Below are 14409 nucleotides of genomic sequence, written 5' to 3' on the forward strand. Positions count from 1 at the left end.
CCACATATTTCAGATTAGGGTTAATCTTTACCCCACGTAACCAGTAATATAGCAGTACTAACCTAAAATACCGTTACACATGAATATCATAGGAAATTTTATAAAAGGAGTTATCGATATTACCGACAAAATTACTGGTGATGATAACCCTATTGAAGATCAAAAAGCTGTTCTTCAAAACCTTTTAGAAACCGCAAAAGATACTTCTTTTGGAAAAGCCTATGACTTCAATAATATTCTAGAAAGCGATGATCCTCAGCAAGCATTTCGTGATGCCGTGCCGTATTTCGACTATAATCAAATCAATGAAAAATGGTGGCATAAATTGCACGAAGACCAGACCGATGTAACGTGGCCCGGTAGTCCTGATTATTTTGCGCTGAGTTCTGGTACAACTGGTAAAACAAGCAAACGTATTCCGGTGACCGATGCTATGATAGATGCTATAAGACAAGCAGGAATAAAGCAAGTTTTGGCAATATCAAATTTTGACCTTCCGGCAGATTTCTTTGAAACGGGAATTTTAATGCTGGGCAGTTCTACGGATTTGGTTGAAAACGACGACCATTTAGAAGGTGAAATCAGCGGTATTAGTGCCAGTAATATTCCATCTTGGTTTAGTGGATATTACAAACCTGGAAAGGAAATTGCCAAAATTGATGACTGGGACGAGCGTGTTGCAAAAATTGCCGAAAAAGCTGCAGATTGGGATATTGGTGCCTTAAGCGGAATACCATCATGGATCGAGTTAATGCTGAAAGAAGTCATTAAAAAGCACAACCTCAACAACATTCATGAGATTTGGCCTAACCTGCAGGTGTACACTTCTGGCGGAGTTGCATTTGGACCGTACGAAAAGAGTTTTAATGCCCTAATGGGCAAACCGGTAACGGTAATTGACACCTATTTAGCATCTGAAGGGTTTATTGCCTTTCAAGCAAGACCAGAAACCGATGCCATGAAATTGGTAACGGATAACGGAATCTATTTTGAGTTTGTTCCCTTTGATCCTGATTATATTTTAGAAGATGGTTCTCTTTCTCAAGATGCTCCTTCACTAACTTTATCAGAGGTTGAAACCGGTCAGAACTATGTACTTATAATCAGCACAGTTAGTGGTGCATGGCGTTATTTAATTGGAGACACCATTGAGTTTGCCGACGTGGAACGTGCAGAAATTAAAATTACAGGCCGTACCAAATTCTTCTTGAACACCGTGGGCTCGCAATTATCTGTCAATAAATTGGATGATGCACTACAAGACATCATGGAAACCTTTGATATTGAAATACCTGAATATACCCTTTGTGCCAAAAAATTCGAGGACGGATTTTACCACACTTGGTATTTGGGTACTACAGCAACACAAGACGCTGAAGCTATAGCTGAAAAACTAGATGAATCTTTAAAAGCTGCCAATAAAAATTACAAGGTTGCCCGTTCTAAAGCTTTAAAAGGAGTGAAAGTTTTTACCATTGACCCTACTGTTTTTCATGATTGGAACGACTTTAATAAAAAGAAAGGCGGACAAGTAAAAATGGAGCGCGTAATGAAAGAGGATAAGTTTGCCGAGTGGGAAGCTTTTGTCAAGAGTCAGAAATAATTCAGCTCTTTTATTCTTTTAATGCAGCATCTCTTTCTTCCACCAAATTCATTATTTCTTCAGGAGATAGATAGAAATTCTTAATTCTATCTACATACTTTTGGGTTAACCCAGCTTTCTTTAAAATGAACTCTTTGGTTGCTAGAATATACGTTTCCATGCCGTGGTTTACCGCATAAGAATCTGCACGGCGTTCAGCCCCGCGAATGTATTTTTTAGAGGTAATATATTTAAAGCCAAAACCTATTAAATTCAAACCACTACGTTGTTGGTAATCCATCACATGGCCCAGTTCATGACCCAACCACCCGATCATTATTTCTGAAGGAATGTCTTTAGTATAGTAAACCGAATCTGCAATCTTTATTCTTTCACTAATCAATATTTTATAAGACCTGTTTTTCTTGGATTTAAAGACACTCCAAAATGAAGGCTGCGCCTGCATGGTAGATTTCTTGATATTCTTCTTGAACTTAAATTCTATAGCCACATCTGAAAGCTCAGGATAATGTGAAAGTGCAATTTGCGCTTCTTCTTTAATTATTGGGGGAATAGTATGTTGTGCAGATGCAACCATAGGGTAACTTAATATTAATAGGATTATGAAATTTATTGTTTTTTTGAATGGGGTCAATATCATAGTAACGGACTAAAGAATTTGGCGAGACCTTCTAAAAATTTACTAAAGGGTGATCTCTTTTTAAACTTTTCTAAATCTACTTTAGCATCATCTGTACAGTGTCTTGTAAAAAGTCTTTCTATATGCGATGCTTTTTCTTTGTCATACAGTATAGCATTGGTTTCAAAGTTGTGCTCAAAGCTTCGGTAGTCAAAATTACCAGAACCTACAGAGACTATTTCACCATCAATGATAATGACCTTACTATGAGAAAAGTCGGGTCTTAAGTAAATGTTCGCCCCAACTTCTAACAAAGCTTCAAAAGTGGAGAACATGCTGTATTGGGCAAGCAATGAATCTGAAATTTTAGGGGTCAATAAAGTAACTTTAACTCCGCTTAATGCTGCAATTCTAATAGCCTCTAAAACCGGTTCGCCAGGTATAAAGTAAGGGTTGGCAATACAGATACTTGTTGTAGCAATATTGATCATTGCCAAATACTGTTGCATAATTGCCGGATACCTAGAATCTGGTCCACTAGAAATTATTTGTGCCACCGTATCTCCTGAAGGTTCCACCTTTGGAAAATACTTATCCTGCAGCAGTAATTCTTCCTTTCCGGCAAAGTGATAATCTTTAACGAATACACGTTGTAGACTATTTACCGTAGGACCTTCTATACGCAAATGCAAATCTTGCCAAACACCTAATTCTGAAACAGGTTTCATGTATTTATCAGACACATTGAATCCCCCAGTAAATCCTACTTTACCATCAATAACTATAATTTTTCTATGATTTCTATAATTGAGCGTAAACAACAGATTTCCAAAACGAATAGGCATGGTTGAAAATGCCTTTACCCCTAAATCCTTAAATCGTTTTACTCGCTTACCACGCATAGAATTGCTCCCAAAAGAATCATACAACATTCTAATTTCCACACCTTCTTTTACCTTCTTTTGAAACAACTCATAAAACCTATCAAGCAGCATACCGTCTTCAAGAATATAGTACTGAAGATGTATAAATTCTTTGGCTTCTTCTATAGCCTTAAATATGGCATTGAAGGTCTCTTCACCACTATTTAACAACGCAACATCATTGCCTTTATATGGAGCGAAATAACTGTTCTTTCTAATTATGGATGCCAGCTTATCTTGCTTGTAATCATCAAATTCATGAACACTTTGCTCTCCGCCCTCGAGTTCTTTATATGTTTCTGAGAACAGTTTTCTCTTTTCGTTTTGTTTTAACTTGAAAAGCTTGAATTTTCTTCTGTTGATACCGAATAAATAGTACAACAACGGACCTAAAAAAGGAAATATAATGACGGACAAGGACCAACTAATCATCTTAGTAGCCTTAGATCCATTGAAAATAATATTGACAATACTCCACAACGTTACCGCTATGTAAGCAAGCCAAAAAATAGTATTTACCACCTTGTTAATTGTTTATCAACAATATAGTATAAATTGACCTAGCCCTAACTGCAAAATTCCTTTTAAGATACTTTTAGTTTTAAACGAGTTAATTACTAGTTCTAGATGTAAGTACTTTTAAAAAAAAGTGATGGGAGTAATTGCTATGGATAAAAAACAGATAACATTATACTACAGTTCAGAAAACTCAATAGGTAAACAATTGAATGCTTATGTGGAATCGTCTGGCAAAGAACATTTAACAATAGATATTTCAAAAACCAATGTTACAGGTACCCAATGGGCAGAATTAGCAGAGGGGATTGGTAAAGAGATTTCAGATCTAGTGAACACAGATTTACCGGATTTTAAGGAAACCTATGGTGAAAATTATGTTGATTTAGATGATGACGGTTGGTTGAAGATTTTGGACAAAAATCCAAGATTCCTTAAAAATGCCATTGTTATAAAAGGAGATACATATATAGAACTTACTAGCGCATCTGACTACAAACAATATATGGATCCAGATAGTGCGGGTATTGAAAAACCTTATAAATAATTTACTATACCAATCTATGGTGTCTACTTCTTGACATAGGGTTTTCTGCATTTTAATTTACATCCCATTAATTTATGCCTATGTCCAAATTATTTAAATGGCTGATTGTTGTATTTATTTTCTGCGTTGGCGGTTATATGCTTGCGGAATGGAAAATGAAGAGGGAAGTTATTAGCTTTTTGGAAAGGAAAGTACCTGATCACATAGATTTTTCATATGATAAACTTACCATTAACCTTATTAAAGGTAACATTGCATTTTATGATGTTACTGTAGTGAGTCTGGGCAGGCAAACTTCATCTTGTGAAATTAAGGTTAATGCCGATCAACTCTCCATAAAAGGATTTAGCTATTGGAAGATACTTTTTGAAAAGTCTATTTTCATCAAAACACTTACCCTTTCTAAACCTCATCTCAATTTTAAGACTTGCCCAAAAGATTCTGATAATGTAATTGCAAACAAAAGCAATCCTATAAAACTGTTAAAAGAGATTTTCGTTGAAGAACTCATTTTTGAAGATGGTATTGTTGAAATTTGGGATTCAGAAGAGGAAGTGGAATTGATTGCTGTAGAGTCTATAGGGCTGCACTTAAATAATGTAGCTACCGACCCAGAAGTTATTACCAAATATGTTCCCTTTACGTTCTCAAAATATAACATCGAATTTCTAAATTTCACTGCTCCTTTAGGCAAGTATGAAAAATTACATTTAGAATCTATGGTAATGAATAATTCAACCATTGATATTACTAATATTTCACTTTCCACAATATATTCAAAATCTGAACTAAGCAAAGAAATAACCTATCAACGAGATCATGTAGATTTAAAAGTACCGACAATTACAGTTAAAAACCATACCTATTTGGCAAGCAATGATTCTCTTCAAGTGCATTTTAAACATCTAATTCTTTCTGAGCCAAATTTAGAAATGTACAGAGATAAATCTAGATTAGAAGATTTCAGAAAAAAACCACTTTATGGCGAATTATTGCAAAAACTGCCCTTTAAAGTGGCAATTGACTCCGTTTTTATTGAAAAAGGAACAATTATCTATGAAGAGGATATGCCCAACAATACCAAAGCCGGTGCGCTTCATTTTAACGATTTAGATGTCTCTATCAGTAATTTATCTAATATGATTGCTGTAAAAGACCCGGTAAAAATTCAACTAGACGCTAATTTAATGGGCACTGGCAAATTTCATTTAGACTGGCAGTTTAATGTGCACGACCCCCGTAACTCCTTTTTAATATCTGGGCGACTATCAAACTTAAAAACCGAAAGGCTAAATGAGTTTTTGGTACCCAACCTAAGAACACAAACTACAGGTACCATTGATCAACTTTACTTTACCATTTCTGGTGATGAATACACCTCTACCGGGGAAATAAAAATGAGTTATGAAGATTTTAAGTTTCAAGTCTTGAACAAAGAACGAATTGCCGTTAAAAAAGTACTTTCTTTTATTGGAAATCTATTCGTGAACGATGGTTCTAAAGCTGATGCGGAAGGATATAGATATGGTGACATTTCTGTAGAGCGCACCAAGCATAAATCTTTCTTCAATTATTTATGGATCAATCTTCAAGACGGACTTCTAAGTGTATTGACCGGTAATGGCAAAAAAGAATAAGAACACTTTACAACTAAAAAAGCCAGATAGTTAAACTATCTGGCTTTAATTTTCATAGCAAATTTATATTCTAGTTGTCATCAGTAGCATCTTCTACTGCGTCTTCAACTTCGTCAGCTCCATCTTCAATTTCATCTCCAACATCATCCATTCCCTCTTCAATTTTTTCTCCCGTAGTTTTTTCTTCTCTACAGCTTGTTGCAATGCTCATTGTTGCAAATGCAAAAACAATCATTAATAGTGACTTCTTCATAATATAGTTTTAATAATTAGGTTAACATATTTATTGTTAGGCAGTGAGATTAACTTGTTAACATATAGTTTATCTTACCTCTCAAGACAAAAATGCTACAATTATGCAGAATGGTTTGGTTGTAAAAAAAAAAATCTTAACTCATCTACCCAAATACCCCAAATAATTTGAAAATCAACACTTTACTGTGTTTTATGTATTAATAATGTGATTTTTTAGGGTGCATCACCTTTTAAAATTTACCTTATATTGTACCTATATTCTATTGTTTTAATGAGCACAAAAAAGGAACTTAAGGAATTGAATGTGGTAGATGTGGTTAAAGATATCGCCCAAAGATTAGGTGTAAACTATAAGGAAGAAAATAATGAAATTTGTATGGATATACCCGAAGAAGCGGGTACCGGACATATAAAAGCAATTAGTTTTTCTCACGGTGTCGGCATTATGGATGTTGATATTACGCTTAAGAAAGATGTCCGGTTTGTGTTAAACCAGTCTTTGGTTCAACCATTAGAAATTGTTTTTAATAGAGAAAAAACATTGCTACATGAGTTTGATGGTCAAGAAAAACAAACAGAAATTAAACATTTAGAAAGTGCTATTTTTTCATGTAACAGTAAATATGGTAATGTTCTCACCTTAAAAGCAAATGAACCCATGTGCTTTTTTAATCTTGAAATCAACAGAAAGCTATTTGAGGAGAAAATAGAATCGTTTCTACCTGAAATGGATGAAGATCTTGAAGGGCTTTTTAGAGATGTAAACGGCATTAACCTATTTTTTCATAAAGGCCATTACAGTTTGGATATCGCTAAATGCATTGAAGAAATTAACCAGACCGATGATCAGGGGTTTACCAAGAGTGTTTTTATAGAAGGTAAATGTTATGAAATATTGGCCCACCATTTACGCCAGTATGTAGATGATGCCTCGCCAAGTGAAAAAAGAACCATATTAAGGCAATCAACAGTGATTAGAATTGAAGAGGCCGCCAATTTTATAGATAACAATTTAGAACAGGCACCAGATATTCTTACACTTGCTAAAAAAGTTGGTCTAAATCAAAATACGCTTCAAAACGGATTTCAAAGTTTGTTTGGCTTATCGGTTAAAGAATACACTCAAAACAAACGCATGGAAAAAGCCAGGCATTTGATGGAGAATACCACCTTAAACATTACTGAGATTACTTATAGAATTGGAATAAATTCTAGAAGTTACTTTTCAAAATTATTCAAAAAACGCTATTCTATGTCTCCAAAACAGTACATGCAAAAACTCGATACTGCTAATAAAGGAGATACTTCTAGTAGTTGAAATTTGCCCTGAAACAGGCTGTTTACAAGCTTTTGATAACATAATTTAACATTTCTTACCTATTCAAATGTCCGCATTTGTGTCAATTAACATTTCAAAAGTGTTAATGAAATTATCTATTTTCTAGTTTTTTTGTAATGTACAATTACCATTGTACATAAAAAGAAACAATGAAAGAGTTAACCATACATAGTTCAAAGTCAGACGATATATTCACCCAATTGCAAACATGCATACAGGGAGAACTAAGAGAGGATTGGGGCGAAAGTGTGTTAACATTCAACAATAATTACGGTAAAGGCACCTTGAGAACCATAGGTTTCAACTGGGGGGTATCTCTTATTGATTGCGATATTTTTCTTAATAAAGAAATAAGGATTGTTTTTGACACCCAAGACTTAGCACCAATAGAATTTATTTTTATCACACAGGGCTATTTTGAGTATAGTGAAAACAATACCGATTCATTTACAAGGTTAGAACAATTTCAGAATACGATCATATCACATAAGAGTGACGCCAAAAAAACTTTTTTGTTTCCGAAGAACGAACACTTAAGAATCAATTTTATACGTATAAACCGTAAAGAGTATTTACAAAAGAAGAATAACAATGTCTCTCAATTAAATCAATTGTTGGTTTCATTATTCAATGATAGCAAAGGAGAAGCCGCTTTTAAACACGGTGGTAGTTTTAGCTTAAGAATTGCAGACGAAATTAAATTGCTTAACAATGTCGATGCTACTAGCGGTATGTTAAGGTCTCTGTCCCTTGAAGGCAGACTTTACTTAATTCTATCGCTGCAGCTATTAGAACATAAAAATTTTGAAGAAAATATGAATTTACCTGAAGCTATTTCTAAAGAGGATATTCTTAAGATTCATAAGTTGACCACTTATATTTTAGAGCATATTTCCGACAATATTTCTATCTCCACTTTGAGTGCAGAATCTGGCTTAAGTCCAAAAAAACTACAATTAGGATTCAAAATCCTGTATTCTAAAACTGTAAACGAGTATGTTAGGCAATTGAAGCTAGAAATATCAAAAGATTACCTAAAAAATTCTGATTTATCGGTGTCAGAAATCGTTTATGCAATCGGTATAAAAAGTAGAAGTTATTTTTCTAAGATATTCTTTGAAGCGTATGATATTCTCCCTACGGATTACAGGAAACATTTAAAGAACAAAAATTCATCGCTTCGTTAACTTTCCGGATACTCATATGGCTTTAACATGCTATCATATGAAATGTCTTGATTAAATAAATTTTTGGCTATAGGCCTCACGTCTAAACTTGTTTTGTGTGGCGGTTGTAACAGTTCTACCGCCCTTTCAACATTTGTACTGCCAGACAGCCATTCATATTTATCATCATGATCTATGATGCTTGGCATATAATCTACGAGGTTTTGATAGTTTATAACCTCTTTTTCTAAAGGACCAGTAAGTAATGAACACGTTATAAACCCATCATCTAGAATGGTGTAAATGCCCGCTAAATATAAAATTCCCCCATTTTTACTACTTACGTGATACGGATAGATTTCTCCATTCTTTAAAACCGAAGTAAAGAACCCTGTTACCGGTATAATACACCTTCTATTTTTAAACGAATCATGATACCAGGTATCTGCCTTGATTTTTTGGGCAGGTATCGTCAAGGTATTGGTCAGTTTTTGAAATAACTCCCAATCATCATTAAAACTACTTGGTAATAGCCCCCAAATTGCCAAAGAGACGGCTTCGGGTTCATCCATCGTTATAATAGGGATTGAAACTTCTGTTAAACCGCTGATAACGACCTGTGGTGTATATAGGTTTGGATACTTGAACAAAGCATTTACATCTCGCTCTATCTCCTTCATTTTTGCTGTATTCGAAATTTTAAAATACATATCAATCTTTTGCTTTAATCATAAAGTTCGCCAATTAGATGAAGCACTGTTATTGCATAAACAAAAAAAGATAACGCATTAAAAACAAGCCGTTTATTTCCCTATTATAGTTGTGGAAATCACTTAAGCTTAGAAATAAAAAAAGAGGCTTTTTACAGCCTCTTCATTTTCTGGTATAGCGTTTACCTATCTAATATCCTCTAACATTTTAATGTTTGAAAGCCCGCTTTTTATGGCTTCTTTTTGACTTTTTAAAATAGTAGCAGTTGTTGATGGTAAAGATGTGTCGCCTAGAACCTCTTCATACTCCTCAATAGCCGCTTTCTCTCCTCTAATTGCCTCTTCTAGCATTGACTCTGCATTATCTAAAGAGAATAGTGCTTTTACATCCATCCAAGCTCTATGCGCTTTTCCGGTAATACTATCTCCTTTATCGATTTCTTGACCAAAAGACATTATCTCTGCTTTTAGCTCGTGACCAAAATCATAACGTTGCTTTGCCTTTGCTTCAAAAAATGATTTCAACTGAACATTTTCCGTATTTTCTGCCGCTTTTTTAAAGCCTTTTTCTGCATCATACGTTTTTTCTAAAAGTTCATTTAATTTTTCTCCTACTTCTTCTGTATATGTACTCATTGTTTTCTATTTAAATGATGTGATTTTTATTTAAAGATGTCAATCACAATTACATCTTATAAAATTTATTTCTATGTTTAAAGTCTTGCAGTTTTCTTTTTAACTCACCTATATCTTTTGGTTTAGACTGGTCTGAATACATTAGAACATGGTCAACGTCTATATCACAAAACGCATCTTCATCTTCCAGTTCCAAATCATTCATGTTGTTTTTAATAGAATAATCCCTTAGTAATAAGCCGATAAAACCTAGACCGATTATTATTGAAATATTTGCTATTAAATTTATCATCTGCATTGTTTTGAAGACAAATATAATTTTGAGAACAGGTACTTTTTGCCTTAATCCCCTTTAGCATTAACTCCTTTCAATTGGGTTAATATTCAGCGTATTAGAATTAAAAATAAAGTGCCCTTTTTACACAATAAATCATAAAATCATAGAACTTGCAGTATAAATTTAGTTCTCATGTTTGTGCCCCGTTGTATGGTAATTTCCATCACTGGTTCTCCAAAAAACTAGAAGTGATGGAAAGCACAAACAAATATTAGAGTCAGCATGATTAGAAAAGGTACAGTTGTAAAATGGTCTTGGGGTAATGGTACCGCAGAAGGTACTGTTGAGGAAACTTATACTTCAAAAACTACCAAAACCATTAAAGGGAATGAAATCACCAGAAATGGTAATGATGATGACAAAGCACTTTACATCAAACAAGATGATGGAGATTATGTGCTAAAGAGCGAAAGTGAAGTCGAAAGAGCCGACTGAACAAATTGCATTACTTCTTTTTAGATAAATTCAAAAGCGGATTAAAATCTGATATTAATTTAATCAATGCTTTTTCTGCCGCAGTTTGATATTCAGTTGAACTTGCCGCTTCTACCTCTTCAAAAATAGTATCCAATTCGTTTCTCTCATATTTGTTGACTACATAAGGGTGTACGTAATATTTCTTACATACATTTCTGGTATTTCCCAAGGCTTTCGCTGTAGCGTCAAAAGCTTTAACAGTGTTCTTCTTTATTTGATTTTCTTCTATGGTAGGTTCATTTTCCATCAACGATTCAAAAAATATAATGGTGCCAGACCAAGTTCTAAAATCTTTAGCGGTAAATAAATCTCCGCTAATATCTTGCAAATATTCATTTACCATACCACTATCTACACTTGTTTTAGTACCGTCTTCATCAAAAAACTGAAAAAGGTCCCACCCTGGTATTTCTTCACATTGCAAAACCAATCTGCGTAATTTTCTATTATTAAGGGTAATACTATGTTTCTTTCCTTTTTTACCTGTGAATTCAAATTTCAACTTATTCTTGCTCGTCTTTAAATGCCGTGTTCTTAAGGTAGACAATCCGTATGTTTTATTTCTTTTGGCATATTGCTGATTACCTATACGAATGTGTGTTTCTTCCATCAATCTAACAATTAACGCAAGTACTTTTTCTTTTGGCCACCCTTGTAACAGTAAATCTTCATCAACTTTTTGCCGAATTAAAGGTAACGCTTCACCAAATTGATGCATTCTTAAAAATTTGGTACGGTTTCTAACCCGTAACCATAGGTCATGATACCGGTATTGCAACCTATGCTTATCATCATAACCCACTGCTTGTAAATGTGCATTTGCAATAGATGCAATCTTAACTTCTTGCCAAGCTGGTGGAATCACCAACTTTTTAATTCTAGATAGTTCAGACTTTTTACTAAGTGGCTTATTCTTTAATAAGTACTGAAATTCATTCTTTTCCTTTATCCGAAGTATTGAAAGTGCTTCTCTGCCTACATATTTTAATTGCATGTGTGCTGCTACATCATGTGGTTCACCTGCCAATAGTTCTGAATAATTCATTACATGTTGATATAAAAATGATATAAATTCAAATTTTGTTTACCCTATTTTATTAAACGTGAAACAAAAATAATGCATAATACCGCTAAACCCGTATGTTATTACACCATTTTATAACCCAAAACATATCTATTTGTACACCTTAATAGAATTAATTTCAATTTGATTGCGGTAGTATTTTTAGGATACGGAGTCTTTTTACTTTTAAAACTTCAATACCTTGCTACCTTACACATTACTACTGCTTATGAAAGGATCACCAATGTTAATTTGCATACCAGACATAAGTGGATTTACGGAGTTTATGAGTGAAACGGATTTTGAACTGAGTTCAAAAATAATTCCGGCACTATTGAACCAAATTATCTACACCAATAAAATAGGGCTTAAAGTTTCTGAAATAGAGGGCGATGCCGTTTTATTCTTTAAGACCGGTGAAATGCCCAGTCTAGAGGCACTTATTGAGCAATGCAGAATTTTCTATACTGAATTCTATAAAGAGTTAGATGCCTTACGGGAGAAACACAAAAAAAATAAAGACGCTGCAGCCATACCTAAAATACTTGGCTTAAAAATTATACTTCATTATGGTAAGGAAATAGCCTTAACTAAAGTAGGCAACAGCATAAAACTTTTTGGAGAAGACCTTATTATTGCCCATAAACTTTTAAAGAACAAAATTAGAATGAGCGAATACTTGCTCTTTACCGAAGGTTTAACCAACTATTATAAAGAGAATAATTTAGACGAACAATTTGATTGGGGATCTCTTAAGCAGAACTCTACCGAATATGACCATGTTGGAGAAATAAACTACTCTTATATTAATCTAAAACCATTGGTAAAAGAATAGCTTGCCTTCAACGTTAAATATCGTTAAAGTGTTCATCTATAGCTTTTCTGAGTCAACCTAATACGGCTATTTTTGTTAAATTTGTGCTATAAACAATTAAACAAAATTTTATGAGCTATTTAGATATTAAGTCAAAAGATATTGAGCCAATTGTTGATGAATTAAACACGCTATTGGCAGATTATAATTTATACTATCAAAATTTAAGAGGGTATCACTGGAACGTGTCTGGAAAAAACTTTTTCGACCTTCATATTAAATTTGAAGAGTTATATACTGATGCAAGAATCAAAATTGACGAAATCGCTGAACGTATCTTAACGTTAAGACATAACCCAACAAGCGAGTTTTCAAAATATTTTGAAGTGTCTTCAATAAAAGAAACACCTTCTCTTATTTCTGATACCGAAATGGTAAAACATATTTTAGATCAGCACGAAACATTATTGAAGCAAATGAGCAAGGTGGTAAAAATTGCCGAAGCTGGTGGAGATGAAGGAACAATTGATATGATCGGTGGCTACATTGGCGAAATTGAAAAAGTAAGTTGGATGCTTGATGCCTGGACAAAGGAATAGATCTTATCTAACAAGAACATATAAAAAAGCACCTCATTAAATGAGGTGCTTTTCTTATTTATACAACTGTTATTACAGTGCTGAATAGTAATTCTATTTGACCACTTTGCGCACTAAATATAGCATACCGAATTTTTTGGCAGCAGAGATTGCAGTCGATACCCAATTGTACGGACTTAAATCTTGCTTCACGTCATTTTTTATGCCCTTTAGCTCCTCTAAAGCAATTTCACGCTCTAATTTTAAGCGTTTTAAATGAAACTCTACTTCCTCAAAATTTTTATACATATCTATTTAGTTAAAGAATTTAACCGATAGTTTTTTAACTAACAGGTTATCTATTTTGCGTCTAAAAACATAGGCCAAAATCAACAATACTCCAAAGAAAGCTCCAGCAATAAGGCAAGCGCCTACCATACTGTCAATCACTTTTGCCAAGTAAACAACACCGGCAACGGTTATAAATACCAATGCCATAAAACCAAGACCACCAAATACTGCTGTTTTCAGCAGCATACCAGTGGTCATCGTTAATTGTTGAAACACTTTAAGCCTGTAGTATTCTTGGGTTTTTTTATAATAAACCTCTCCTACATCAATTGCCTTGTCAGACGTTTCGTTAAGTGAATCAATTATTCCCATTTATACTGTTTTCTGCAGTTTCTTATTTTTAGTCTTTAACTCTGACAATTTCTTCTCTAAAGTTGAAATTACATCTTCAGTTTTATAACTTATATCAGAAACCAAAGACTCAACTCTGGTATCTAAAGTTTCTCTTTCGTCAGACATTTTTGAAGCGACTCTATTTTTAAGGTCTAAAGCACTTTCTGTAAAGTTATCTTTTGTTGCCGCTGCCTGATCAGCAATTAATTTTCTAGTATTCTCACCCTTATCAGGTGCATAAAGAATTCCTAAGGCCGCACCAATTGCAGAACCCGCAATAATTGCTAATAATGTATTTCCACTATTGTTCATGTTATAATTTTTTTGGATTAAACGTTTCTTTTAGTAAATAACAATAATTGTTTTATTGTCTTCTACAAAGTTTATATTAAATCACACAAATGCTTAACTCTAAACCGTTTAATATTAACTATAACAATCGTTTAAAAGGGTCAAGAATAAAATGAAACGAATTAACCGAAAAACCTTCTTACCTCTAAATTTG

The 14409-nt window shown here is 33.8% G+C and carries 18 protein-coding genes; 8 read left to right on the forward strand and 10 right to left on the reverse strand.

Annotated features, from left to right (window positions below; genetic code table 11):
• Positions 1–79: 79 nt before the first annotated feature.
• Complete coding sequence (locus P177_RS00325; RefSeq protein ID WP_036150630.1) at positions 80–1603, forward strand: GH3 family domain-containing protein; 1524 nt, start codon at positions 80–82, stop codon at positions 1601–1603.
• 10 nt (positions 1604–1613) lie between these two features.
• Here the strand turns inward: P177_RS00325 and P177_RS00330 are convergent, their stop codons facing one another.
• Entirely contained in the window at positions 1614–2180 is a 567-nt protein-coding gene (locus P177_RS00330; protein WP_036157520.1) for a hypothetical protein, read from the reverse strand.
• A 59-nt stretch (positions 2181–2239) separates the two neighbouring features.
• Complete coding sequence (gene cls, locus P177_RS00335) at positions 2240–3667, reverse strand: cardiolipin synthase (RefSeq protein ID WP_036150634.1); 1428 nt, start codon at positions 3665–3667, stop codon at positions 2240–2242.
• 130 nt (positions 3668–3797) lie between these two features.
• Here cls and P177_RS00340 point away from each other — a divergent pair, with 130 nt between their 5' ends.
• Positions 3798–4208, forward strand: coding sequence for an arsenate reductase family protein (locus P177_RS00340; RefSeq protein ID WP_036150637.1), 411 nt, complete (start codon positions 3798–3800; stop codon positions 4206–4208).
• Positions 4209–4288: 80 nt separating this feature from the next.
• Positions 4289–5845 carry a hypothetical protein gene (locus tag P177_RS00345; protein WP_157486394.1) on the forward strand — a complete coding sequence of 519 codons (1557 nt, stop codon included), beginning with the start codon at positions 4289–4291 and terminating at the stop codon, positions 5843–5845.
• 70 nt (positions 5846–5915) lie between these two features.
• Here the strand turns inward: P177_RS00345 and P177_RS00350 are convergent, their stop codons facing one another.
• Positions 5916–6098: a membrane protein gene (locus P177_RS00350; RefSeq protein ID WP_036150642.1), complete on the reverse strand. Its 183-nt coding sequence runs from the start codon at positions 6096–6098 to the stop codon at positions 5916–5918.
• 273 nt (positions 6099–6371) lie between these two features.
• Here P177_RS00350 and P177_RS00355 point away from each other — a divergent pair, with 273 nt between their 5' ends.
• Positions 6372–7418 carry a helix-turn-helix domain-containing protein gene (locus P177_RS00355; protein ID WP_036150647.1) on the forward strand — a complete coding sequence of 349 codons (1047 nt, stop codon included), beginning with the start codon at positions 6372–6374 and terminating at the stop codon, positions 7416–7418.
• A gap of 170 nt (positions 7419–7588) precedes the next feature.
• On the forward strand, positions 7589–8626 hold the full coding sequence (locus tag P177_RS00360; RefSeq protein ID WP_036150650.1) for a helix-turn-helix domain-containing protein: 1038 nt from the start codon (positions 7589–7591) through the stop codon (positions 8624–8626).
• On the opposite strand, the gene P177_RS00365 is transcribed toward P177_RS00360, so the two are convergent.
• The 3 genes from P177_RS00365 to P177_RS00375 all read right to left on the reverse strand — a co-directional run bounded on the left by P177_RS00365 (position 8623) and on the right by P177_RS00375 (position 10243).
• Positions 8623–9285 (reverse strand): SOS response-associated peptidase family protein, encoded by a 663-nt coding sequence (locus P177_RS00365; RefSeq protein WP_167333083.1) that lies wholly within the window; start codon positions 9283–9285, stop codon positions 8623–8625. The genes P177_RS00360 and P177_RS00365 overlap by 4 nt on opposite strands.
• 216 nt (positions 9286–9501) lie before the next feature.
• Entirely contained in the window at positions 9502–9951 is a 450-nt protein-coding gene (locus P177_RS00370) for a ferritin-like domain-containing protein (RefSeq protein ID WP_036150657.1), read from the reverse strand.
• 49 nt (positions 9952–10000) lie between these two features.
• Positions 10001–10243, reverse strand: a complete 243-nt coding sequence (locus P177_RS00375; protein WP_157486396.1) for a hypothetical protein — start codon at positions 10241–10243, stop codon at positions 10001–10003.
• A 267-nt stretch (positions 10244–10510) separates the two neighbouring features.
• Here P177_RS00375 and P177_RS00380 point away from each other — a divergent pair, with 267 nt between their 5' ends.
• Entirely contained in the window at positions 10511–10723 is a 213-nt protein-coding gene (locus tag P177_RS00380; RefSeq protein WP_036150664.1) for a hypervirulence associated TUDOR domain-containing protein, read from the forward strand.
• Between the two features lie 10 nt (positions 10724–10733).
• Here the strand turns inward: P177_RS00380 and P177_RS00385 are convergent, their stop codons facing one another.
• Entirely contained in the window at positions 10734–11810 is a 1077-nt protein-coding gene (locus P177_RS00385) for a DNA topoisomerase IB (protein ID WP_036150667.1), read from the reverse strand.
• A gap of 247 nt (positions 11811–12057) precedes the next feature.
• Here P177_RS00385 and P177_RS00390 point away from each other — a divergent pair, with 247 nt between their 5' ends.
• Both P177_RS00390 and P177_RS00395 read left to right on the forward strand, forming a co-directional pair.
• A complete protein-coding gene (locus tag P177_RS00390; RefSeq protein ID WP_036150670.1) occupies positions 12058–12663 on the forward strand; it encodes a DUF2652 domain-containing protein in 606 nt (201 codons plus the stop codon).
• A gap of 110 nt (positions 12664–12773) precedes the next feature.
• Positions 12774–13241, forward strand: coding sequence for a Dps family protein (locus P177_RS00395; RefSeq protein WP_036150673.1), 468 nt, complete (start codon positions 12774–12776; stop codon positions 13239–13241).
• Between the two features lie 93 nt (positions 13242–13334).
• Here P177_RS00395 and P177_RS00400 read toward each other — a convergent pair whose 3' ends face one another.
• Genes P177_RS00400 through P177_RS00410 form a run of 3 tightly spaced genes read right to left on the reverse strand, consistent with a single transcriptional unit; the run spans position 13335 to position 14216 of the window.
• Positions 13335–13529 (reverse strand): hypothetical protein, encoded by a 195-nt coding sequence (locus tag P177_RS00400; protein ID WP_036150676.1) that lies wholly within the window; start codon positions 13527–13529, stop codon positions 13335–13337.
• A 6-nt stretch (positions 13530–13535) separates the two neighbouring features.
• On the reverse strand, positions 13536–13883 hold the full coding sequence (locus tag P177_RS00405) for a phage holin family protein (RefSeq protein ID WP_036150679.1): 348 nt from the start codon (positions 13881–13883) through the stop codon (positions 13536–13538).
• Positions 13884–14216 (reverse strand): YtxH domain-containing protein, encoded by a 333-nt coding sequence (locus tag P177_RS00410; protein WP_036150682.1) that lies wholly within the window; start codon positions 14214–14216, stop codon positions 13884–13886.
• Positions 14217–14409: the final 193 nt, after the last annotated feature.

The sequence above is a fragment of the Maribacter forsetii DSM 18668 genome, from assembly GCF_000744105.1.
Classification (GTDB): Bacteria; Bacteroidota; Bacteroidia; order Flavobacteriales; family Flavobacteriaceae; genus Maribacter; species Maribacter forsetii.

Coding starts and splice junctions, on each gene's coding strand:
- P177_RS00390 (WP_036150670.1), top strand. CDS start 12,058: ATGAAAGGATCACCAATGTTAATTTGCATACCAGACATAAGTGGATTT.
- P177_RS00365 (WP_167333083.1), bottom strand. CDS start 9,285: ATGAAGGAGATAGAGCGAGATGTAAATGCTTTGTTCAAGTATCCAAAC.
- P177_RS00330 (WP_036157520.1), bottom strand. CDS start 2,180: ATGGTTGCATCTGCACAACATACTATTCCCCCAATAATTAAAGAAGAA.
- P177_RS00340 (WP_036150637.1), top strand. CDS start 3,798: ATGGGAGTAATTGCTATGGATAAAAAACAGATAACATTATACTACAGT.
- P177_RS00395 (WP_036150673.1), top strand. CDS start 12,774: ATGAGCTATTTAGATATTAAGTCAAAAGATATTGAGCCAATTGTTGAT.
- P177_RS00325 (WP_036150630.1), top strand. CDS start 80: ATGAATATCATAGGAAATTTTATAAAAGGAGTTATCGATATTACCGAC.
- P177_RS00405 (WP_036150679.1), bottom strand. CDS start 13,883: ATGGGAATAATTGATTCACTTAACGAAACGTCTGACAAGGCAATTGAT.
- P177_RS00345 (WP_157486394.1), top strand. CDS start 4,289: ATGTCCAAATTATTTAAATGGCTGATTGTTGTATTTATTTTCTGCGTT.
- P177_RS00355 (WP_036150647.1), top strand. CDS start 6,372: ATGAGCACAAAAAAGGAACTTAAGGAATTGAATGTGGTAGATGTGGTT.
- P177_RS00350 (WP_036150642.1), bottom strand. CDS start 6,098: ATGAAGAAGTCACTATTAATGATTGTTTTTGCATTTGCAACAATGAGC.
- P177_RS00385 (WP_036150667.1), bottom strand. CDS start 11,810: ATGAATTATTCAGAACTATTGGCAGGTGAACCACATGATGTAGCAGCA.
- P177_RS00400 (WP_036150676.1), bottom strand. CDS start 13,529: ATGTATAAAAATTTTGAGGAAGTAGAGTTTCATTTAAAACGCTTAAAA.
- P177_RS00380 (WP_036150664.1), top strand. CDS start 10,511: ATGATTAGAAAAGGTACAGTTGTAAAATGGTCTTGGGGTAATGGTACC.
- P177_RS00370 (WP_036150657.1), bottom strand. CDS start 9,951: ATGAGTACATATACAGAAGAAGTAGGAGAAAAATTAAATGAACTTTTA.
- P177_RS00360 (WP_036150650.1), top strand. CDS start 7,589: ATGAAAGAGTTAACCATACATAGTTCAAAGTCAGACGATATATTCACC.
- P177_RS00410 (WP_036150682.1), bottom strand. CDS start 14,216: ATGAACAATAGTGGAAATACATTATTAGCAATTATTGCGGGTTCTGCA.
- P177_RS00375 (WP_157486396.1), bottom strand. CDS start 10,243: ATGATAAATTTAATAGCAAATATTTCAATAATAATCGGTCTAGGTTTT.